Source organism: Exiguobacterium sp. s127 (assembly GCF_018618695.1).
Taxonomy (GTDB): Bacteria; Bacillota; Bacilli; order Exiguobacteriales; family Exiguobacteriaceae; genus Exiguobacterium_A; species Exiguobacterium_A oxidotolerans.
Window position 1 is genome coordinate 58,336 of record NZ_JACSMO010000007.1, and the last position, 21,389, is coordinate 79,724.

Genomic DNA, 21,389 nt, shown 5'->3' on the forward strand with positions numbered 1-21,389 from the left:
TAGTGTAAGTTCCGTTATAGTATGAATATGAAAAAGAGGAGAAGCTTATTTTTATAAAAGCTTCTTTTTTACGCAAAAGCTCAAGCTGAGCTTAATTAAATGGAGGTGAATCCCCTTCTCTTGGGGAAACGATTGGACAGTACACATGCAATGGAGACATTCGACACAACAACGATTATTATCAGGCTTCTCATTATTGGATTATTAATTGTTTTGACAGCATTTTTTGTAGCGGCAGAGTTCTCGGTCGTGAAAATGCGGATGTCTCGAATCGATCAATTGATTACAGAGGGAAATAAAACAGCGGTCATCGCCAAAAAATTATTGGAAAACCTCGATTATTATTTATCAGCGTGTCAATTAGGGATTACGGTGACAGCACTTGGTCTAGGGTGGCTAGGAGAGTCGACAGTAGGTGCAATCCTGGAAATGCTCTTCGTAGAGATTGCGTTACCCGATTCAATTTCTACGATTGTTTCGTTTGTCTTAGCCTTTTCAATCGTCACATTCCTTCATGTTGTGTTAGGTGAATTAGCACCAAAATCGTTAGCAATCCAAAAAACAGAAGCGATTACGATGTTGCTTGCACCACCCCTTTACTGGTTTGGTCAAGTGATGAAGCCATTCATCTGGATTTTAAATGGATCAGCGCGAGTCTTTTTGCGCTTGTTCGGTGTAGAGCCGGCAGGGCATGAAGAAGCACACTCGGAAGAAGAGATTAAAATCATCATGACACAAAGTTATAAGAGTGGTGAAATCAACCAGACTGAACTGTCTTACATGCAGAACATTTTTTCTTTTGACGAACGGATCGCAAAAGACATCATGTTGCCGCGAACAGATTTGATTACCATCTCCAATGATGCGTCGATGGATGAAATCATCGCACTTGTCGAAGAATATCAGTTCACACGCTATCCGGTTGCAGAGGAAGGGGACAAGGATAAAATCCTCGGTTTCATCAATGCGAAGCAACTGTTCACCGATCATATGGCGAATAAAGGGAAGGCGTTAAGTTATTACGTGCATAATTTGCCGATTGTTTCAGAGTATTCTCCTTTACAAGATGCGATGTTGAAAATGCAAGTCGAACGAACACCAATGGCGTTAGTCATCGATGAGTATGGTGGTACTGCCGGCGTCATCACGATGGAAGACATACTAGAAGAAATTGTCGGTGAGATTCGTGATGAATTCGATAAAGATGAGAAGGCCGACATCGAACAAATTCATGAGCGACTGTATCGAATTTCTGGACGTGTCCTAATCGATGACTTGAACGAGCGGTTTAACCTCGGAATCGAGGAAGAAGATATCGATACAATCGGTGGTTGGGTGATGGCGCAAGATACGGAAGTGTCGAGCGGTCAAGAGTTCCGTTATGAAGACTATACGGTCAAAGTGATGGAAGTCGATAATCACCAAGTAAAATCGATTTATCTACAACTCCCTGAAAAAGAATCCACTACACCAACTGAAGAAGAAATCATGTGAAACAAGGCGCCCACAGGGTGACCTTGTTTTTTTCTTGATAAAAGGCGTAGAGAATTTGTTTATACTCGGGCAGTCAGTGGTATTACTGTTTATGTGGCAAAAAAGTTACTCAAACCAGAGGAAAAGGGGTTCTATTTCATGACTAAAACAATTCTTACTTCACGCGCGGCGGCAGTAGGGGGCCGTGATGGAAAAGTCTCTTCTGACGATAACGTCATTAATTTAGATTTAGTAATGCCTGGTACAAAAGGTAAAGAAGATATTCCGACATCAAACCCAGAGCAACTATTCGCGGCAGGATACGCGGCATGTTTCGATGGTGCATATAATTTAATGGCACGCCAAGCAAAAAAACGTGTCGAAACACGGACGAACTCGGAAGTGAGTCTTTTACAAGACGAAGCAGATAACGGCGTTAAAATCGCAGCTAAACTTGTTGTAGAAGTTGTCGGCGTCTCGCAAGAAGAAGCAGAAGAATTACTTGAAAAAGCGCATGGTTTCTGCCCGTACTCTAAAGCGACACGCGGAAATATTGATGTTGATTTATCGGTAAAAGTGGTAGAAGCATTAAGCGAATAAAAACTATTCTTTTTTACGGGAGGAATCAGTATGCCAAAAGAAACTGACCGTCCAAACGAAAAGTTAGAAGATGAGCGAGAGCGTTTAACTGAACAAGAACGCAAACTGTCATCCGAGCAACAAGAGGAAATTCTTGAAGGAAAGAACGCTATGCCGGATGATCCGATTTCACCTCGCGATCGTGGACAAGATAAGTAATATAGACATTGGGGGATGATTTTAATGGGTAAAAAAGTAGCAGTCGTACTCGCGGACCATTTCGAAGATGTCGAGTTCACAGGACCAGTCGACGCATTAAAAGGGGCAGGTCATGAAGTGACAGTCATCGGTTCAGAAAAAGGTGCAGAACTCGTTGGTAAACAAGAAGATGCAAAAGTCTCTGTTGATGTCACGATTGATCAAACATCACCGGCAGACTATGATGCGCTGTTGATTCCGGGTGGATTTTCACCAGATTTATTACGTGAAGACGAACGTTTTGTCTCTTTCGTAGAAGAGTTCGATATGTCGAAGAAACCAGTCTTCGCGATTTGTCATGGTCCACAATTAATGATTAACGCTAAAATTGTTAAGGGGCGCAAGATGACAGGGTATAAATCAATCCGAATCGATTTGGAAAATGCTGGGGTTGATTTCGAAGACACTGAAGTCGTCGTCGATGATAACTTCGTCTCGAGTCGTCAACCAGATGATATTCCGGCGTTCAACCGTGAAATGTTAGCGAAGCTCGCATAAGTTCATGCAAAACAAATCCCCTTCACAGGTCGTGTAGGGGATTTGTTTTTGCGTTAAGCGTTTGGGTAATCGCAAAGCTCAGTGATGACCCCATGTGAATGCCTCGGATTCATGTAAATCAAACGACGGCCAAAAGGCGTTGACCGGTACGTATCTTCGAGGAACGTAAGTCCCTGTTCTTTTGCATCGAGAATCGCTTGATCTAAATCGTCAACGCGGTAAGCGATGTGATGTACCCCTTTACCACGTTGTTTTAAGAAACGAGCGATTGGGCTGTCAGCGCTTGTTGGTGTCAGTAGTTCAATGTGTGCATCTTCAAATTCAATGACAGCGATATTCGATGCCACGCCTGGAGCGGGGTTTGAATATTCACGGACTAATTTCCCTCCTAAAATTGTTGTATAAAAAGTAATGGCTTCTTGCATATCACGGACGGCAATTCCAGTATGATCAAGTTTCACTATAATTCCTCCCTTACACCACTAGTGTGCCAAAACTTCCCTCAAGGTGCAACGCGCAGGTATTTTCACTAAAGGAGCTTCATCGTATTACATAATTAACCAATAAACTTATACAAAATGAAATCTCACTGAAATATAATAGAGGCAAAATGAATGCTATAATCAAAAACGTTCTTATAAAATTTAAACATTAAAATGAAATTTAAATAAAGCATACTTTTGACTACAATAAAATTATAGAGAAAAAGAGGGAATACTACATGAAAAAAACGTTTACGTCGCTCATCGTTTCCGCACTTGTCCTTTCATCAACTCCTTATTTTGCATCAGCAGATGATTTAAGTGAACAAAAAGCTAAAAACGAACAAAAGCAACAAGAAAACCAAAATACACAAAAAAATCTTGAGTCTTCTGTGAATCACGAAGGTGAGAAAATTTCGAAGACACAACAAGAAGTGAATCGTTTAGACGAAGCATTGAATGAAAAAATGTTTGCCGTCGAAGCAAAAGATCGTCAAATCAAGGCGACAGAAGCTGAAATCGTCGAACTTGGTAAGCAAATCGAAAAATATAAAGCCAAGCTGAAACGTCAAGAAGAATTGCTCGGCGATCGTTTACGTGTCATGCAAGAAAATGATGGTAATTCGATTAAATGGGAAGAAGTCATCTTTGGTTCGAAAGATGTCGGAGATCTCGTCAGCCGTGTGCTAGCGGGGAAATCCATCTCACAACAAGATGATAAGATGATTACGGATTACCAGAACACGCAAAAGAAATTAGCGAATGCCCAAGCAGAACTTAAAGATAAAAAAGCAAAGCTTGTGACAGAGAAAAAAGAATTAAAGCGTCAACAGGCAGAGCTCGAACAACAAATCAGTGAACGAAACAAACGCATTAAAGAACTTAAGAAGCAAAAAAAGAAATTTGAGACACAGTTGATGGACGCGAAAGAAGTTCAACAAATCTTGATTGCGCAAGAAAAAGCAATCGCGGCAGAAAAAGCGGCACGTGAACGTGAAGCACGGATTGAAAAAGAGCGCAAAGCACAAGAAGCACGAGAAGCAAAAGCCCGTGCTGAAGCTCAAGCAGCACAAGCAGCAGCCGATCAGGCAGCGGCAGAAAAGGCAGCAGTTGAGCAAGCTGCAGCAGAAAAAGCGGCAGCCGAGCAAGCTGCAAAACAAGCAGCGCGTCAAAAAGCAACAACGAATTCAACAAAACAATCAACGCCGACACCAGCGCCTGTAACACCAAAACCAGCACCAGTAGCACCGAATCCAGCTCCGGCTCCAGCTGCATCTTCAGCATTGTTCATTCATCCGACAAGTGGTGCGACTACACAAGGATACGGCTCAGCAAGTGGTGAAAATGGGTATGGATTCCATAATGGAATCGACTTTGGTGCACCGGTTGGAACACCAATTGTCGCAGCAGCAACAGGAACTGTCATTACGGCTTCTAGTAGTGGTCCTTACGGAAATCACATCATGATTGCTCACCAATTGAACGGAAAAACGTATACGACGGTTTACGCGCACATGAGTTCATTGAATGCGCGTGCAGGACAACGTGTCAGCCAGGGACAACAAATCGGTGCACTTGGTAGCACGGGTAACTCGACTGGACCACACCTACACTTCGAAATTCATGTCGGTGGGTATATCTACAGCGGAACAGGCCCTGCAAATAGTGTTAATCCTATGTCAATGTTATAAAATCGTAAAAGAACCTCTACATTGTAGAGGTTCTTTTTTATACAGTTTGAATAATTAGTTGTTATATTACAAAATAACGTTTTCATTTGAAATGTAAATGAAATTTTTCTGAAACTATTACGGTGCTATAATCAATTTCAGATAGTTTCACTACGGAACAGGACTTCAAAAATCGAATTCATACATAAGCGAGGAACTCACATATGCTAAAAAAGTTATTTTCTACCGTACTATTAGGGACGTTATTATTGACGAACACCCCAATCACTCAAGCGGCTACAATCAAAGAAAAGAAAGCAGATAATGCAGCTGAACAACGTAAACTAGAAAAATCAATCAAAAAACAAGAATCTAAAATTTCAAAAGAGCAACGTCAAATCAATGCGATTGATGCAGCAATCAATGAAAATATTTTTCGTGTCTCAGAAAAAAATAAACAGATTCGTCAGTTGAATGAACGAATTGAAGAGCTTGAGGCAGACATTATCCATTATGAAGAAATGTTAAAACGCCAGGAAGAGCTGTTAGGAGACCGCCTTCGTGTGCTTCAAGAAAATGATGGGAATTCGATTAAATGGGAAGAAGTCATTTTTGGTTCGAAAGATCTTGGCGATCTCTTTAGTCGTGTGATGGCAGGGAAAAAAATTGCTGAACAAGATGACAAGATGATTTCTGCTTACCTTGAAACGCAAAAAAAATTAGCTGATGCTAAAGCGACGCTTGTGGATAAAAAGGAAGAGCGAGTGAAAGAAAAAGAAGCCCTTTTGGTTCAAAAAAAGGAACTCAAACAGCAAATGAAAGCACGTAGTGCAACCTTAAAAAAATTACGTCAAGGTAAAACAAAATTTACGACAAAACTTCTGAATGCGAAAGAACTTCAAGCGACATTAGAAGCGCAAGAACGTGCGATTGCGGCAGCAAAGGCAGCAGCTAAAGCAGCAGCGGAAAAGGCAGCAGCTGAAAAAGCGGCAGCGGAAAAGGCGGCGGAGGCGGCGGAAAAAAACAACGCCGGGACGTCTAAGAAGGTCGTAAGTGCTACGCCAGTCGCTAGTGTTCCGAGTGGTTCGGCGCAGTTCGTTCGCCCTGCGTCAGGAAGTGTTTCACAAGGATTCGGACCAGCGAGTGGTGCGAATGGGTATACTTTCCATAATGGTGTCGACTTTAGAGGGTCAGTCGGATCATCAATCGTCGCAGCAGCTTCAGGAACGGTCATCACAGCAGGAAGCGGTGGACCGTACGGAAATCACGTGATGATTTCACATTTCTTGAATGGGAAAGTGTATACAACAGTTTACGCGCATATGAATTCATTATCAGTTCATGCTGGACAAACGGTCTCGCAAGGGCAACAAATCGGTACGCTCGGAAATACGGGAAACTCGACGGGCGCACATCTTCATTTTGAATTGCATATTGGTGGTTACCAATACAGTGCGACAGGACCAGCTAACACAGTTAATCCATTAGCATACTTATAAAAACGAGCTTCGGCTCGTTTTTTTTATGGCGCTATGCTACAGTGAAAGAGAAATTTAAATCATGAGCAACTAGGGGAGCTGGAGGAATCTGGCTGAGAGGAAAACCATTCTGTTTTCGACCCTATCACCTGATCTGGATAATACCAGCGTAGGAAAGTTGAGATTGAAGACATGAATAAGTGACCACACTCGTTGGTTTTTCATGGCGTCGTCTGCTTTTTTACAGCGGACGGCGCTTTTTTTCGTTCCGCTTTCTCCTTGTGCTCTCATAGAAAGTGAGGTCTATCGATGAAACATGTACTGACGATTGCTGGATCAGACTCTAGTGGTGGAGCTGGAATTCAAGCCGACTTAAAAACTTTTTCTGCTCTTGGGGTTTACGGTATGAGTGTAATTACTGCTATCACAGCGCAAAATACGTTAGGCGTACAAGCAGTTGAAGATGTATCACCAACGCTTGTCGAAGCCCAGTTGAACTCGATTTTTAGCGATATTCGTGTAGATGCCGTTAAAATTGGGATGGTCTCGAATGAAAAAACGATTCAAGTCATTGCCAAATGTTTGAAACATTATCAGGGACCAGTCGTCTTAGACCCCGTGATGGTCGCAAAAGGGGGGCATGCGCTGTTAAGGAAATATGCTGAACAAGCATTAATGGAGCATTTGATGCCGCTTGCAACCTTGACGACCCCGAATATTCCGGAAATGGAACGCATGTTAGGGCAAGCGATTTCGACAATTGATGAAATGAAGCTGGCGACGACGGAATTCGCACAAAAACGAGACATCGCTATCCTGTTAAAAGGCGGTCATCTTGAAAGTACGGATGCCTCGGATATTTTATACACGGAAGGGAGGCATCATCTGTTTCAGGAGGCACGATTAAAACGCCAGCATACACATGGTACTGGATGTACATTGTCTTCCGCGATTGCGGCACGTCTTGCGCTGGGAGATTCCCTGAAGGATAGCGTGATTTATGCTAAACGGTACGTAACTGAAGCAATCCGGCATGGATTTGCCTTAGGGAACGGAATCGGACCGACACATCACTTTTATGACATTTGGAGGGAAACGGATGCTTACAACCATTCATGATAAAAAACCATTAATTCATCATTTAACGAATGCGGTCACGATTAATGAGTGTGCCAATATGACCCTTGCGCTCGGGGGTTCACCTGTCATGGCGGAAGATATCCTAGAAGTCGAGGAAATGGTTGGACATGCAGATGCTGTCGTTATCAATATCGGGACATTGAACGCAGCTTCACGAGCGTCGCAATTGTTGGCAGGTCAAACGGCTAACCGATTGAAGAAACCGATTATTTTAGATCCAGTCGGAATGGGGGCGACGACACTTCGGACACAATTCACGAAAGAGTTACTCGAAGCAATTCATTTTACGGTCATTAAGGGGAACGTCTCTGAAATCAAGACGTTCATCGGTCAAGTCGGACGTTCAAAAGGAGTCGATGTCGCTTCCGGAGAGACATTAGATTTTCAAGTCGTCCATGAGTTTGCTGGACGGCTCGGGACGACTCTCGTCGTAACGGGACCGGTTGATTTCATTACAGACGGCAAGCGACAAGTAAAACTAACCGTAGGAACGCCACGACTCGGACACATTACAGGGACAGGTTGCATGACGGCATCGCTCATCGGAACCCTACTTGGAGCAGGGTATGATGCATTCGAAGCAGCGACCTATGGGACGTATTTAATGGGAAAAGCGGGTGAAGTCGCAGATGAAGCAGCGGGACTTGGTGATTTCCGGATGGGGTTGTTCAACGCAATCAGCTTGACTACAGAAGAAAGTTTGAAAGGGGTATTGACCAGTGGAGAATGATTACACGGTTTATGCGGTAACAGATCGGCGCTTTCACCCGGACGTTGCCTTGATTGATGCGGTCGAAGCAGCAATAAAAGGTGGCGCGACGATGGTCCAGCTTCGTGAAAAGCAGGCGCAAGGGAAAGAATTTCTCGAACAAGCGAGTGACTTGAAGAAAATGATGTCTCGTTACGGCGTCCCACTCATCATCAATGACCGGATTGATATCGCACAAATCGTCGGTGCAGGTCTGCATATCGGGCAAGAGGACATCCCTTTGAAGGAAGCACGTAAGCTGTTACCGGAAGCCACGATTGGGGTTTCTGTTTCCACCGTTGAACAGGCAATCGAAGCAGAGCAAGACGGGGCAACTTATCTTGGCGTAGGGTCGCTCTATCCAACGGCGACAAAAGACGATGCGAGTCAGATGACAAACGAAACACTCCGGGCGATTCGCCGGGCTGTTTCCCTTCCTCTCGTCGGGATTGGTGGAATCACACATCATGTGGTGCCCGACTTATTCGAGATGCTTGAAGGATATGCCGTCGTCTCTGCCTTATTCGCAGCACCAGATATTGAACGTGCGGCACGAGAGTTCAAAGAGGCGGTTCAGACTGCGCGTCAAATAGTATCAGACCGGGTATAATCACTGAAGAGGTGATGTACGTGAAATGGCAAGTCATTCGCTTTCGGGGAGGCTGGATTCGGTATCGAATCGAACCACAAATCATTCGAATCGACAACCGTGGAAAGTATCATTTAGGTTGGAAATTGTTTCCCTATCCGAATCGTTATGCATTTGAATTGGCGGTTTTGTTAAAAAACAAACACCAACAACGATATAAACGGCCGCTGTTGATTAAAACGGCATCCATCGCTACGGAAATCTGGGGCCATACACACCTCGATTTATTTTATCGAGTGATGTTACAAGTACCGTTACCACGCTTCCTATCGAATCGATATAAGGAGCGATTGCGAAATACAAGTATCATCGATATCGGTGTACGGGCTGTCGATACTAATCGAATCGTTTGGGATATCGGGAATCGATTAGGGGGATGGGCAGTTTTTCGTACAATCCAAAAAAAACATCGGAAATGAATCTTCACCTCGCGAATCATCGTAGTCATCTTACTTGCATTTGTTGTTTTAGGATGGTGCAATAGTTTGGAGGAGAGGTGAAGACAGTGGAGGCACCACGCTGTGAGACGATTGCGATCGATAAAAAACGTGCTACTGAAATTGGTCATGCCGTTGAGAAAATCCCGACGCTTGAGATTGGGAAATTGTTTAAAGTGTTATCGGACGCAACGCGTCTACGAATCGCTTATGCATTGACGGTCGAGCGAGAACTTTGTGTTTGTGACGTATCGGCATCAGTTGATTGTTCGATTGCGACGGCTTCGCATCACTTAAGAACGTTATTGAAACAAGGTCTCGTCAAATATCGTAAAGAAGGAAAAGTTGTCTATTATTCACTTGATGACCATCATGTCTCGTCGTTAGTTCATTTGGCAATGGAGCATGTGAATGAAGGAAAGGCTTCTTCTTGAGAAAAATATAAAAAACGCACCGCAGTCCGATAAAGAACTGCGGTGCGTTTTTTAGCTTTTTCACGAAGCTAATCGTATGAAACAACAGATTATTTGATTCGATGGAAGAACGTGATGGTCACACTGATGAGTAGAAAGGCTAAAATGGATAGACTAAAGCACATCCGTTTATAGGATGCTGTCACGAGCGCCGTATTTTCGAGTTCTTGATCTAATTCGGTATACAATTGATCTTTAACTTGAGCAAGATCTTCAAGAATGGTCTGCGTGGTCTGCGTCGATTGTTTCGCTAAAGCGGTAGCTGCCTGTGAACCGTTTGTTTCATAAAGGCTGAAAACGGTTTCGATTTCTTTTTCCCATGCATTGTTACGGACCAATAAATCTTTAATCGGTACAGGTGTTTCGTTCGAAGCATTGAGCACACGGCGTAAATCATGAATTTTGGTCGTGCAGAAGTAGTATTGTTCAATGTAGCGGTCGTCTTCATAGAGCAATAGGCCGCGAACGGCATTTGCCCGATCCCGATTGTATTCGACGAGTTGGTCGACCTGTTTAATCATCGGGATGTTATGGGCGTGCATCTCTTCTGTCATTTTTGAAATGGTACGATAACCTGTCAAGGCATAGATGAGAGGAATCGAAGCGAACAAACTGACTAAAAGAATGAGAGAGATGCGGTAGCGCCAAAGTTTATTCATGCAATCATTCCTTCGTAAGCTAACTGGTAATGTCATTAGCTTAACCACTAATTCCCAAAAAGTGAAGAGTTATCTATTTTTTAGGGGAACATCTTTTGGTTACGGGGATCCAATCGTTTTATATTTTGAGATGAAACCTGAAGCGATACCAAACGTAGACGTATATGATGGGTCAGCCTTCGTTTACAAAAAACAACCCACCTCATGACAGGGGGTGTCGTTTCATCGTGTGCGGTTCATTTAAAAAGAGTAGGAATGTTCTTTGTAATTTCCGAAGACGGTATGAATCTCAGAGAAGGTGACGAAGGCATTAGGTTCGACAGAAGAAACAATTTCCTGAAGACGAACGATTTCATTATTCTGTACGACGACATAAACCATCTTCTTTGTCCGGTTGGAATAGCCACCGCGCGCATCGAGAATCGTGACACCACGACCAAGTTCTTTTGTGATGACGTCGTTGATTTCATCTGCTTTTTCACAAATGATAATACATTGTTTAGAAGCAGAGTAAAAACTATAGACCGTTTGCAACGCCTTGGCGCGAACGAAGCTCATAATTAATGCATACATAACATGTTTTAAGTCGAAGACTAGCCAAACTAAGATATAGATCACTAAATCCTGCATTAAAAAAATACGCGGGAGCGGCCAGTTATGAAAGCGGGCATAAAAGAACTTTCCGAGGATGTCGAGTCCACCTGTCGAAGCGCCGCCAAAGAAGATTAATGCCATTGCGAGTCCGGAAACTAACCCTGCAAAAATGGAGGCGACGAGAGGATCGTTTAATGACTCAGGAACCACTTGTGTTGGAATCCAATCAATTAAAAATGAAGAAATAAGGACGATAATTCCTGAAAGTAGCATGAATCGTTTTCTTAAGAAGCGAAAACCAAGTAAGAAAAGCGGGATATTCAAGACAAGTTGGGTCAGTCCGATAGGCGTATTGAACAACTCTTGGAAAATAAGTGTGATTCCCATGATGCCGCCAGATCCAATGTCATTTGGAGATAATAAAAGGCTGATATAAAGGGAGTAAAGAAGTGTACCGATTAAAAGGAAACTGATTTTTTCTGTTCGTTTTTTCTTGCTCGTTTGTTTAGTCTTCATTGTGATTGATGAGAAATCCTCATGCTCCTCCTTTGTAAAGTATCTGCCTGCAAGAGTACGCCTATATAGCATTAAATTCAACCCCTCAACTGAAAAATATCGTAAAAAAAATGTGACGCGGGTCGAAAGGAATTGAGTGAATTGAAAAAAATCCTTTTATTTTTATGCTGTGCGCTCATTGGATTAAGCGCAGGTTCCGTTTTTATGTTGCATTACTCGAGGGAATCCCCTGACAATAAGTGGCGTGATGGAGCACTGGTCACCAGATATGTCGGAACATCGGTTACAAATACAAATGCAATGACAGGATTTATTGAACGATTTCCATTTTCAGACGCACTTAAACAAGTAAAGATTGAAGGGACTACCGTCTCCTTACGTTATGAAGTGACGGGTAAATCCAGAAAAGAATGGGTCGGGACAAATCATGAATGGATTGATCCGTCTACACCCTCTTTTATCAAAAGTCGATTTTCGCAACTCGTCATGCACCATACGCTGGCTCTTTTTTTAGCGATTCCTAATGTAATGACAGTTGAAATTCAATATACGGATCCTGTATCAATCCTTCAAATTAAAATCACGCGTAATGATTTTGAAGGGTATACACCACGCGATATTGAGCGAGCTTCGACGTCCACTAACCGCTTTAATCGTGTAGTTATTGACGACTATGTATTAGTTGAATCAAGACGAAAATCCTTTCTAGAATACTTCCGTTCACAACTCAAAATATACCCGTAAAGTAGTTGTATCTAGCAAGAAAAAGCTTTTTTCACAAACTTGACACAATGGTATCGTTTACATGTCATTCTTTCGTAAAAACCTTAAATAAGGGGTAGGCAGGGGTTGAACATCTTATAAGATGGAAGTATGATAATAAGTGAACAAACATTGTGAAGTGTTGAACAAGAAGAAAGCGAGGTTTCTACAATGAATGAAGTAGAAGCATTAGAAGGGCTAAGAAATAAAGCGGTTAAATCAACTAAAATGCTACAAATGCGTCCACTCGAATATTTAGTTCGTGCCATGCTTGCTGGGGTATTCATCGGTTTTGCTATCATATTTACACTCAAAGCAATCAACGGACTTTATCTAAATGAATCGGCTGCGATGACGCTCGTCGGTGGATTAACTTTTGGTGTTGCGCTTGTCTTAATTGTCTACGGCGGTGCAGAACTGTTTACAGGAAATACGATGTATTTTACTACGGCGACGATGCGTGGATACACTACAAAAATGGATACGTTTAAAGTATGGACGATTTGTTTGATTGGTAATGGTCTCGGAGGACTTGCCTTCGCGTTACTCTTTTCGCAAACTGGAATCATTCAAGAGTTAGGCGCAAACAACTGGTTGTTCGCTGTCTCTGAATCGAAAATCCATCACTCGACATGGGAAATTTTTACGCGAGCAATCTTCTGTAACTGGATGGTTTGTTTAGCGATTTTCATTCCGAAAAACATGAAAAATGAATTGGCACAAATCATGATGATGATGGTTTTAGTTGCTGTCTTCTTCGCATCAGGTTTTGACCATGTCATTGCCAATATGGCATTGTTCTCAATCGCGCTTGTCGTACCTCACCCAGAGGCGATTTCATTTGCCGGAGCAATCCATAACTTAATTCCTGCTCTCTTCGGTAACATCATCGGTGGAGCACTCTTCATGGGAATGGTTTACACGTGGTTGAATAAAGAAAAGCTAGAAGTGGATCAATCAAAACAACAAGCTGCGACAATCAACATCGCGACGAAAAAAAAAGCATAAAGAAAAGGTAAGGTAGCGACGGGTTTTCCCGCCTCCCTTACCTTTTTCTTTATTCGAGATGTTGGAAGCGATCGACATCTGCTGCGAGTTCTTCATAGATCGATTCGACGATTTGAGCATCATCGAACAGACCGAGAACATTTTCGTCAGGTAGTGCATCAACTGGGGAAGTAAAATAGAGCACAGCCGTCAATAATAATTGTTCTTGTTCTTCCTTCATCGAAAAACGTTTTTGATAAAGGGCACGTAACATCTCAAGTAACTGTTTAAGTTGGAAATACAGCACGAGTTCTGCTTCACGTTCGATATCAGACCCTTCTTCTGAAGCGATATCTTTTGTTAAATGTGCTAAGCCAACTTCTCCTCGAATCAATAAATCTTCCTGTGCTTTGTGATCTCCGACTAACGCCAATGCCTGACGGTGGAAATATGTGTAAGCGGATTTAAAATCTCCTGGTACGAATTCCATGTTCAACACTCCTTCTCTACACCTAGTTTCACCTTATTTCTTGCAAAATTGCAACTCTTTCGTGAAAATAAGAGTAAGAGACGAAAGGGGATTACATAATGCCGACTCAAGAACAACTCAAAAAGTATGCAGCACTCGCTGTACGTACAGGAATCAATTTGCAATCCGGTCAGCAACTAGAAATTCGTGCTGGCATCGAAAATGCACCACTTGTTCGTGAAATTACACGTGTTGCTTACGAAGTAGGCGCATCGAACGTTTACGTGCAATGGTCAGATGATGAAATGACGAAAATCCGTTATTTCGATGCACCGGAAGATTCGTTTGACGCATTTCCAGAGTGGTTAAAAGCACGGTTCGATCAATTAGCTGATGAAAAGACAGCCTTCTTATCTGTCGTCAGTGAAGATCCAGATCTTTTAAACGGAGTCGAGTCGAGTCGTATCGCGCGCGCGAATAAAGCAGCAGGAGTTGCACTAGCCAATTGGCGTAAATTCGTCATGAGCGACAATGTAAGCTGGTGTGTCGTTGCTGCACCTTCAGATGCTTGGGCGGCTAAGGTATTCCCGGACTCGGAAAACGCTGTAGAAGAGCTATGGGAAGCGATTTTAAAGGCAACTCGTGTCGATCAAGCAGATCCAGTCGCTGAATGGGAGAAACATGATCATAATCTCCGTACGAAAGCGACATTCTTGACGGAGAAAAAATATAAAACACTTCATTACTCGGCACCAGGGACGGAATTATCGATCGAGTTACCAGAGCGTCATGTATGGCTCGGTGGTGGTGGACCGAATGCGGACGGTGTTGATTTCATCGCGAACCTTCCGACGGAGGAGGTCTTTACGTTACCGAAGAAGACAGGAGTCAACGGTCATGTCTCGAGTACGAAGCCACTCAGCTACAGCGGAAACTTGATTGATGGCTTTACGCTTTGGTTTGAAGATGGGAAAATCGTCAAAGCAGAAGCGAAACAGGGTCAAGCGGCATTAGATGAGTTGATTTCGCTCGACGAAGGAGCACGTTATCTCGGAGAAGTAGCTCTCGTGCCGCACCATTCACCAATCTCTGACTCGGGCATCTTGTTCTATAATACGTTGTTCGATGAGAATGCCTCATGTCACCTCGCGATTGGTCGTGCCTACTCGACGTGCCTTGAGAATGGACCAAGTTTATCGAATGAAGAATTAGCCGAGCAAGGGGCGAATGATTCGATGACGCATGTTGATTTCATGATTGGCTCAGCAGATATGGCAATCGATGGCGAATTAGCAGACGGTACACGCGAAGCGTTAATGCGTAACGGCAACTGGTCAATTTAAGGATGAGCCGAATGGAGGCTAAAAAAGTAACAGGAACGGGTATCCGTTCCTGTTACTTTTTTGTGTTTAAGGAAAGTATTCGTATTAAAGTTCTTCACCGATGATTTTTACTTCGGTCTCGAGGAGAATCCCGAATTTATCCTGCACCGTTTCTTGAACGTGGTGAATAAGCGAAATGTAATCAGTCGCCGTTGCATTTTCGATATTGACGATGAAACCGGCATGTTTTTGTGAGACTTCCGCTCCACCAATTCGTGTCCCTTGAAGTCCGCTGTCCTGGATTAACTTTCCGGCGAAATATCCTTCAGGGCGCTTAAAGACACTGCCGCAAGAAGGGTATTCGAGGGGTTGCTTCGTTTCACGCTTATTCGTCAAATCGTCCATGACTTCCTTGATGAGAACAGGATCCCCCTCCGTCAAAGAAAAACGTCCTTCGAGAATGATATATTCTTTTTTAGCGAAACAGCTTGTCCGGTATCCAAGTTCGAGTTCGTCGCGTGTGATGTTTAACAGCTCACCTTGGCGTGTTAAAACCGTCGCGCTCTGAAGACAATCTTTGACTTCCCCTCCATACGCACCAGCATTCATGATAAGAGCACCACCGACTGTGCCGGGGATTCCACAGGCAAACTCGAGACCACTCAATGCATGATCATAAGCGACGCGTGAGGCTTGGATGATGGCCGCGCCGCTTTGTGCGACGAGCTCATGTTCTTCGACCGAAATATCCGTTAATTTTTCAAATGATAAGACGATGCCACGAATCCCGCCATCACGTACGACGAGGTTCGATCCATTACCGAGTAATGTCAATGGGAGATCGTTCTCATAAGCATAGCGAACAGCAAAAGCTGTTTCTTCGTAAGAAGAAGGAATGATGAAAAGGTCGGCAATTCCTCCCATTTTCGTATACGTATGATATTTTAACGGTTCATTCACTAATACAGAGTCTTCGTTTAATCCCTCGTAAAGCCCAGTCAACAACTGTTCAGTCATATAAGTTCTCAGTCCTTTTTTTATGAATTCCATTCAGCGAAAGTACGCTCAAAATATATTTTACACTAATTACGTAATTGATGTTTAGCACATAGTTCCCAAAATACAGAGTTGACACGAAAAATGCAAGGTTTATCCGAAAACTGTCATCGCTTAGTAATGAAAATATATATCTGGAATTCCGAATTTCGAAAGGTGAACAAGACAAAATAAGGATTTAGGGTATGAATCGGTTAGAAAAGGGGGAATTATAAATACGTATATAGAAGGATGTTCGGAAAATTAGGAGGGGAATCGATATGGAGAGCGAACGTTTGAGAATGCGACCTTTTTCTCAGGAAGATTTCGACTTTTATAAAGAACTCGTTCAAAATGAATTGGTGATGCAGTATATTAACGGTGGTGTTTCATTGGATGAGACGGAGGCCCGTTTATGGTTCGACCAACAATTCGAGCGGTATGAAGATGATCGTCAGACGGGGTTTTTGCTGATTGAAAAAAAAGAGGATGAGGAACCAATCGGTTTTGCAGGACTCATCCTACAAGAAGTCGACGGAGTAGAAGAACTTGAAGTCGGATATTGGTTAAAGCCGAAGCACTGGAAAGTCGGATACGGGCGTGAAGCAGCGAAACGTCTGATGCGTGAGGCATTTGAACGTGGAAACGATCGTCTGATTTCAATCATTCATCCAGAAAATCATTCTTCTCAAAAGGTGGCTCGCGCCAACGGATTGGGTTGGGAAAAAGAAACGGTCTTTAAAGGGATACCCGTCGTCGTCTATTCATGCAGACTAACCCGTCTATTTAGAGGCTGAACATTAAAGCAGAGGAGTGTAATTCATGTATCATACAGAATTTATTCGGTTTAATCAGCTTGGTGCCTTGACGCTTTATCAGTTATTAAAATTAAGAACTGATATTTTTGTCGTTGAGCAGGAATGTGCCTATTCAGAGCTCGATAATCGTGATCAGGAGGCGATTCATGCACTTGCCTATGCAGATCAGCAGTTAATCGGTTGCCTTCGAGTACTCCCTAAAAATCAATCAGGTGCTGTAGCGATTGGTCGTGTCGCCGTCCACGCTGATTTTCGGTCGCACGGTATTGCACGTCGCTTGATGAATGAAGCAATCGAACACATCCGGACACAAGAAGAAACAGGGATTTATTTGCAGGCCCAGGCCCATCTAAAAAAGTTTTATGCATCGTTTGGGTTTGAAGAGACATCTGATGTGTATCTGGAGGATGGAATTCCACACCTTGATATGCATTTATCGCTTAAAGAAGAGTATTGAATGTTCCTTTACCTAGCAACTAAAGTTCTCATCTAGGTTGGGAAGACGTCTCTCCCTTGTCGTCCCAATGGTTGTAGACATGAGGAAACGCTTATTTTCGAGAAATACTTCAAAAAATAGCGGAGTGAACCGATGATGAGAGCAGAACGAATTTCATTCGGAGGTGAATCAGTCTATGAAAAAAGTACTGGTCATTCTCGCGTTAAGTCTGATTGGACTTTTATCTTTTGCGGTCGGAATTTCTTACGCAGAGCTTCAAAGCAGCCAACAGAACTCAGAAAAGCAGTTAAAGACGATGCTTGAAAAACATCATGGAATCAGTGAAGCATCATTTTTAGAAGTGAAGGCCTCGTTTTCCCTGCAACATCGACAGGTAATCCAGGTTCGATTGCGTGGAGAACCGGCCATTACTTATGAGTTCATTCAGCCGGAACAGACAATTGAATATAGCGGTTCAATTGGAACGAGTGTCGAAAAAGTCGGAAAGCAAGATGAGATTTTTCGATCGATGCCTTTAAAAGTAGGCGAGAATTGATAGATCCTGGTGGATTTCCTTATTGTGAGGAAGGCATCAGGATTTTTTTGGCTTTCAAGAAAAGATAATATTGCGTACACTACGAAGAGAAGCAGTATTCAGGGGGGCAAACCGATGATGAAACGATTTGTGAAAAATGAGGCAGTTGGTCAGGCAGTGCGTGCATTTAAAGAATTGAATCGAAAAGATTTTGAGTATTACAATGCTGAGTTGTCCGAACAAGAACGGGTCGCTTTAAATTTCGTGAAGCGAGCTTTTGACTTAGAGTCATCAGAGCACTTGGCGCTAGCGCTTGATACGAACCAACCAGTCATTGAACTCGATCGTCTGTTACTTAAGTTGGGGGCGATACAAGATAGAACGCTCTTTTTCCGTTTGTTGGTACAACATGGTGTAGATCTCAATCAATTAAAAGAGCTTGATGGACATCGTTCAATTGTCCGTCAACCGCTAGCATTTCCAGTCGGTCTATACAGTGCAATCAATCATGAACTTTTTCAATTGGCGATAGAGGCTGGTCTTGATTTAGACTACACGACATCCTTGCAACGGAGTGATCGTTTTTTAGAAACGCACGTGATTAATATGCTTGATCTCTATTTGTTGCTTGATTTAGAAGACGAAATGGACGTACGAAGCCTAGAATTTTTTACAGACCATCCGGCAACAATCGGTTTTGTTGAGCAGTTAAAGCGGTCGAATCCGTCAAGCATTCAGACAATCGTCGAGACTAAAAAATATCAAGTTGATTTTAAATATGCCAAACACTATCCACTCTTTTACGCGATGATCGGTCGGCATACAGAAGTATTTGAACAGTTGCTTGAAGCAGTTTTAAAAACGGAGAAGGAACAACTGCTTTTAGAAGATGCACTGTTAGCCTTTCATAACCACCAACCAGGTCAAGCGAGTGCGTTAGGAAATGACTATATCGACAGTCTATATCAGATGGGGGAGCAGCTAAGGATCCGAGCAAATATTGATTTCAAACAAGTGGAGGATGCCTACGTCCTGGCGGAATATCAAGAAATCGTTGAGCGGTTACGTAAAGATTCTCTAGAGTAAGTATGCCAGTGTGAGAAGAGTTGAATATCACAGAATGTATCGGGGTCATATAAACGAAGGGCTTCTTGATGTGTTGAAAAACAATACGTCTCGAATGTCCGAACTGTCGTGCGTTTTAATTTAGCTTGAAAGGTCTCAAGAATTCTTCGCCCATATCCTTGATTCTTCAATTCAGGGATACACGTAATTTCGAGTAAACGAATCGTTTGCTTTTGTTTTTGGATGATGATTGTTCCGACGATTGTTTGTTGATCGTAGACAAGGTACGGCAATGCCCCCTGTTCAATCAAATATTCGATATGGGATACGTCATAGCTAAATAAAAAATGTGAGGATTGAATCGACTCGTTTCTGAGATTTAAGAACAAGGAACGGTTTCGGAGTGTAAGTGGCTTGAATTGAAGTGACGCGGCATGATCATTGATGAGACCGATGAAGCGAAATTGTTCAGAGGAAAGTGTATAACCGAGCGTGTTCCAAGTCGAGACCAACCCGAAATCATGTGGTGGAATGATTTGAACGTCAATTTGATGAGGATGTAGAGAGAGCGCGTAATCATGGACGAAATGCGCCAAAGTGCGGAAAGCAATCAAGTCCGTGTAAGCGGCATTGATGATTTGAAGGGACGAGGCGAATTGGTTAAATCCTAATGTCGCGCAGACGGCATCACCCTTGATTAAAGCCCATTGATATTTTTCATGTGGTTGGAATGAGAGGGACAGAGGAGATAAGCGGTTTTTTTGTAACAACTGATGGACGAGACGACGTTGACCGTGCGACAATTGTTCGTAACGTAAAATTTTCAAACGCTACACTTCCTTTTCTGATTAGGATGAAACAATATCTTAAGTATACTATAAGCAATAAAAGGAAAATAATAGTTTTTATCATAAAAGGTAAAAGTAATCTGTTAGAAACGGGGGAGGGATTAGATTGGGGAAAAAGTTTATCTATGTCTGCTTCTTTTTGTTTTTAAGTAGTATTCATCCCGTTCAAGCACAAGATTTAGATAAACAAGAAACGAGCGTCCGAGAAGCTGTGACGTATGGAAGCTATGGAACGATGGATGAACTCATCATTGATCGAAAAGAACCGACATATGATGGTTTTGACTCACCGAATGACATGGCATTTTTATTTGCCTGTATCGCACTGCTTGCAACTGTAGGACTTGGAATCGTCAATACATCAGATTGAAAGAGCCTCGGGAAACCTTTCCGAAGCTCTTTTTTTGTATTTAAAAATGAATATGTTTGGTTCGGCCAACGCGTTCAATCCGATCATGTTCTTCATCTAGACCCGCCTGTTCCAGCAAGTCGAGATAATAGCGAAATGGAGTCGAACGGTGTGAAAAATAAGGAATATATTCTGTGAAAAGCATCGTTTCGGCTCGTTCTAGTTCACGTAAAGCAATCAGGGCATGAAGTTCTGCGAAGCGAATCTCTTGATAGAGGATGAGCTTGTCTGCATCGATGCGAACGTTCATTTGAAGCTTTTTCGCATGCATGTTCAATAACGACAGGTAAGACTCACGCTCTTGTCGCGTTTCACAATGCTCGAGAACGGCAAGGAAAAGGTCACTGCGTTCTGTGTCGACGTCGATCGGTACCTTTAACGCCGTGTAGATGGCGCGCTTCATCCACGCATTATCGGATGTGTCGAGCTTGTAGTAACCAACGAGTTCTTGGAAGAGCTCAACTTGAGAGACTTTAATCAGTCGGAAGGGGTCGTTACTCAGGAAAAGAGGTTCTTCACCAGCGGCGGAAGACAGTAAAAAAAAGAATTCTTCGAAAGCAACACGCGTTCCGTTCTTTCGACCAACATAATGTCGCAGGTGTTTTAATAATCGTTTTGCTGTGACGTACCAGTTTTTTTGTTCGCGTACGGAAACGATTGTACTTGGTTCTAAATACTCACCATCGTAAGCGAGTTGAATGAATTGTTCAGTTTGCTCGATGGTTTGTTCGATTGTCGGTTGTTCTTGTTCTTTTTTTAGACCTTTATATTTTGCGAATTGCGACAGCATCAAATCTAATTCTTTATCTTCAATTGTTTGTTTAGGAAGTTGGCGATAGATCTCTACGATAATGTCGCGAAGGGTAGTATCGCCATATTGCTCCAGTAAAAGACGTAATTTTCGAATTCTCATGATCGCCCTCCTTCGACAAAAACACAGCACTTCATTATTCATTTCCCGATTTTTTCATAAAACGAACATCTTTCATTTGCTCTTTTACACAATCATTGCCTATTTTTAAAGGGAAAGATTAATTTAAGGGAGAGAT

26 protein-coding genes and 1 riboswitch are annotated in these 21,389 nt (G+C 42.7%); of the genes, 19 read left to right on the forward strand and 7 right to left on the reverse strand.

Going from position 1 to position 21,389, the window contains the following annotated elements:
• Nucleotides 1-150: 150 nt before the first annotated feature.
• The 4 genes from KNP98_RS10375 (at nucleotide 151) to KNP98_RS10390 (ending at nucleotide 2,808) form a co-directional block, all read left to right on the forward strand.
• A complete protein-coding gene (locus tag KNP98_RS10375) occupies nucleotides 151-1,494 on the forward strand; it encodes a hemolysin family protein (RefSeq protein WP_088838425.1) in 1,344 nt (447 codons plus the stop codon).
• Nucleotides 1,495-1,632: 138 nt separating this feature from the next.
• Nucleotides 1,633-2,073: an Ohr family peroxiredoxin gene (locus KNP98_RS10380; protein WP_088836343.1), complete on the forward strand. Its 441-nt coding sequence runs from the start codon at nucleotides 1,633-1,635 to the stop codon at nucleotides 2,071-2,073.
• 30 nt (nucleotides 2,074-2,103) lie between these two features.
• Nucleotides 2,104-2,271, forward strand: coding sequence for a hypothetical protein (locus KNP98_RS10385; protein ID WP_204251418.1), 168 nt, complete (start codon nucleotides 2,104-2,106; stop codon nucleotides 2,269-2,271).
• Nucleotides 2,272-2,295: 24 nt separating this feature from the next.
• Entirely contained in the window at nucleotides 2,296-2,808 is a 513-nt protein-coding gene (locus tag KNP98_RS10390; RefSeq protein ID WP_088836344.1) for a type 1 glutamine amidotransferase domain-containing protein, read from the forward strand.
• 53 nt (nucleotides 2,809-2,861) lie between these two features.
• Here the strand turns inward: KNP98_RS10390 and KNP98_RS10395 are convergent, their stop codons facing one another.
• Nucleotides 2,862-3,269 carry a VOC family protein gene (locus KNP98_RS10395; RefSeq protein ID WP_029332666.1) on the reverse strand — a complete coding sequence of 136 codons (408 nt, stop codon included), beginning with the start codon at nucleotides 3,267-3,269 and terminating at the stop codon, nucleotides 2,862-2,864.
• Nucleotides 3,270-3,529: 260 nt separating this feature from the next.
• Here KNP98_RS10395 and KNP98_RS10400 point away from each other — a divergent pair, with 260 nt between their 5' ends.
• The 7 genes from KNP98_RS10400 (at nucleotide 3,530) to KNP98_RS10430 (ending at nucleotide 9,846) form a co-directional block, all read left to right on the forward strand.
• Nucleotides 3,530-4,981, forward strand: coding sequence for a murein hydrolase activator EnvC family protein (locus tag KNP98_RS10400; RefSeq protein WP_088836345.1), 1,452 nt, complete (start codon nucleotides 3,530-3,532; stop codon nucleotides 4,979-4,981).
• Between the two features lie 203 nt (nucleotides 4,982-5,184).
• The gene (locus tag KNP98_RS10405) at nucleotides 5,185-6,459 is read left to right on the forward strand and encodes a murein hydrolase activator EnvC family protein (protein WP_088836346.1); all 1,275 of its coding nucleotides are present in this window, start codon (nucleotides 5,185-5,187) and stop codon (nucleotides 6,457-6,459) included.
• Nucleotides 6,460-6,520: 61 nt separating this feature from the next.
• Nucleotides 6,521-6,631, forward strand: a riboswitch (TPP riboswitch).
• A gap of 116 nt (nucleotides 6,632-6,747) precedes the next feature.
• Nucleotides 6,748-7,557 carry a bifunctional hydroxymethylpyrimidine kinase/phosphomethylpyrimidine kinase gene (gene thiD / locus KNP98_RS10410; protein ID WP_088836347.1) on the forward strand — a complete coding sequence of 270 codons (810 nt, stop codon included), beginning with the start codon at nucleotides 6,748-6,750 and terminating at the stop codon, nucleotides 7,555-7,557.
• Complete coding sequence (thiM, locus tag KNP98_RS10415) at nucleotides 7,538-8,308, forward strand: hydroxyethylthiazole kinase (RefSeq protein ID WP_214811401.1); 771 nt, start codon at nucleotides 7,538-7,540, stop codon at nucleotides 8,306-8,308. The genes thiD and thiM overlap by 20 nt, the downstream gene beginning before the upstream one ends.
• Entirely contained in the window at nucleotides 8,298-8,936 is a 639-nt protein-coding gene (gene thiE / locus KNP98_RS10420; RefSeq protein ID WP_088836349.1) for a thiamine phosphate synthase, read from the forward strand. The genes thiM and thiE overlap by 11 nt, the downstream gene beginning before the upstream one ends.
• Nucleotides 8,937-8,956: 20 nt before the next feature.
• On the forward strand, nucleotides 8,957-9,394 hold the full coding sequence (locus KNP98_RS10425; protein WP_088836350.1) for a hypothetical protein: 438 nt from the start codon (nucleotides 8,957-8,959) through the stop codon (nucleotides 9,392-9,394).
• 86 nt (nucleotides 9,395-9,480) lie between these two features.
• Nucleotides 9,481-9,846: an ArsR/SmtB family transcription factor gene (locus tag KNP98_RS10430; RefSeq protein ID WP_088836351.1), complete on the forward strand. Its 366-nt coding sequence runs from the start codon at nucleotides 9,481-9,483 to the stop codon at nucleotides 9,844-9,846.
• A gap of 89 nt (nucleotides 9,847-9,935) precedes the next feature.
• On the opposite strand, the gene KNP98_RS10435 is transcribed toward KNP98_RS10430, so the two are convergent.
• Both KNP98_RS10435 and KNP98_RS10440 read right to left on the reverse strand, forming a co-directional pair.
• The gene (locus KNP98_RS10435; protein WP_088836352.1) at nucleotides 9,936-10,544 is read right to left on the reverse strand and encodes a CHASE3 domain-containing protein; all 609 of its coding nucleotides are present in this window, start codon (nucleotides 10,542-10,544) and stop codon (nucleotides 9,936-9,938) included.
• Between the two features lie 240 nt (nucleotides 10,545-10,784).
• A complete protein-coding gene (locus KNP98_RS10440; RefSeq protein ID WP_088836353.1) occupies nucleotides 10,785-11,654 on the reverse strand; it encodes a YitT family protein in 870 nt (289 codons plus the stop codon).
• Nucleotides 11,655-11,786: 132 nt separating this feature from the next.
• Here KNP98_RS10440 and KNP98_RS10445 point away from each other — a divergent pair, with 132 nt between their 5' ends.
• Nucleotides 11,787-12,398 carry a hypothetical protein gene (locus KNP98_RS10445; protein ID WP_157898461.1) on the forward strand — a complete coding sequence of 204 codons (612 nt, stop codon included), beginning with the start codon at nucleotides 11,787-11,789 and terminating at the stop codon, nucleotides 12,396-12,398.
• A gap of 189 nt (nucleotides 12,399-12,587) precedes the next feature.
• Nucleotides 12,588-13,424: a formate/nitrite transporter family protein gene (locus KNP98_RS10450; protein ID WP_088836355.1), complete on the forward strand. Its 837-nt coding sequence runs from the start codon at nucleotides 12,588-12,590 to the stop codon at nucleotides 13,422-13,424.
• Between the two features lie 49 nt (nucleotides 13,425-13,473).
• Here KNP98_RS10450 and KNP98_RS10455 read toward each other — a convergent pair whose 3' ends face one another.
• Nucleotides 13,474-13,893, reverse strand: coding sequence for a DUF1232 domain-containing protein (locus KNP98_RS10455; protein WP_029332678.1), 420 nt, complete (start codon nucleotides 13,891-13,893; stop codon nucleotides 13,474-13,476).
• A 98-nt stretch (nucleotides 13,894-13,991) separates the two neighbouring features.
• Here KNP98_RS10455 and KNP98_RS10460 point away from each other — a divergent pair, with 98 nt between their 5' ends.
• Entirely contained in the window at nucleotides 13,992-15,215 is a 1,224-nt protein-coding gene (locus KNP98_RS10460; RefSeq protein ID WP_088836356.1) for an aminopeptidase, read from the forward strand.
• 84 nt (nucleotides 15,216-15,299) lie between these two features.
• On the opposite strand, the gene murB is transcribed toward KNP98_RS10460, so the two are convergent.
• Nucleotides 15,300-16,211 carry a UDP-N-acetylmuramate dehydrogenase gene (murB, locus tag KNP98_RS10465; protein ID WP_088836357.1) on the reverse strand — a complete coding sequence of 304 codons (912 nt, stop codon included), beginning with the start codon at nucleotides 16,209-16,211 and terminating at the stop codon, nucleotides 15,300-15,302.
• Between the two features lie 299 nt (nucleotides 16,212-16,510).
• On the opposite strand from murB, the gene KNP98_RS10470 reads away from it, so the two are divergent.
• The 4 genes from KNP98_RS10470 (at nucleotide 16,511) to KNP98_RS10485 (ending at nucleotide 19,104) form a co-directional block, all read left to right on the forward strand.
• Nucleotides 16,511-17,026: a GNAT family N-acetyltransferase gene (locus tag KNP98_RS10470; protein ID WP_088836358.1), complete on the forward strand. Its 516-nt coding sequence runs from the start codon at nucleotides 16,511-16,513 to the stop codon at nucleotides 17,024-17,026.
• A 25-nt stretch (nucleotides 17,027-17,051) separates the two neighbouring features.
• Nucleotides 17,052-17,504 carry a GNAT family N-acetyltransferase gene (locus KNP98_RS10475; RefSeq protein ID WP_088836359.1) on the forward strand — a complete coding sequence of 151 codons (453 nt, stop codon included), beginning with the start codon at nucleotides 17,052-17,054 and terminating at the stop codon, nucleotides 17,502-17,504.
• 175 nt (nucleotides 17,505-17,679) lie between these two features.
• Nucleotides 17,680-18,039, forward strand: a complete 360-nt coding sequence (locus tag KNP98_RS10480; protein WP_088836360.1) for a hypothetical protein — start codon at nucleotides 17,680-17,682, stop codon at nucleotides 18,037-18,039.
• A gap of 114 nt (nucleotides 18,040-18,153) precedes the next feature.
• The gene (locus KNP98_RS10485) at nucleotides 18,154-19,104 is read left to right on the forward strand and encodes a hypothetical protein (protein WP_239456819.1); all 951 of its coding nucleotides are present in this window, start codon (nucleotides 18,154-18,156) and stop codon (nucleotides 19,102-19,104) included.
• On the opposite strand, the gene KNP98_RS10490 is transcribed toward KNP98_RS10485, so the two are convergent.
• A complete protein-coding gene (locus tag KNP98_RS10490; RefSeq protein WP_214811404.1) occupies nucleotides 19,062-19,910 on the reverse strand; it encodes a GNAT family N-acetyltransferase in 849 nt (282 codons plus the stop codon). The two genes, KNP98_RS10485 and KNP98_RS10490, sit on opposite strands and share 43 nt — an antisense overlap.
• 127 nt (nucleotides 19,911-20,037) lie before the next feature.
• On the opposite strand from KNP98_RS10490, the gene KNP98_RS10495 reads away from it, so the two are divergent.
• The gene (locus KNP98_RS10495; RefSeq protein WP_029332686.1) at nucleotides 20,038-20,301 is read left to right on the forward strand and encodes a hypothetical protein; all 264 of its coding nucleotides are present in this window, start codon (nucleotides 20,038-20,040) and stop codon (nucleotides 20,299-20,301) included.
• Nucleotides 20,302-20,341: 40 nt separating this feature from the next.
• On the opposite strand, the gene KNP98_RS10500 is transcribed toward KNP98_RS10495, so the two are convergent.
• Nucleotides 20,342-21,253, reverse strand: coding sequence for a hypothetical protein (locus KNP98_RS10500; RefSeq protein WP_088836362.1), 912 nt, complete (start codon nucleotides 21,251-21,253; stop codon nucleotides 20,342-20,344).
• Between the last annotated feature and the right edge of the window lie 136 nt (nucleotides 21,254-21,389).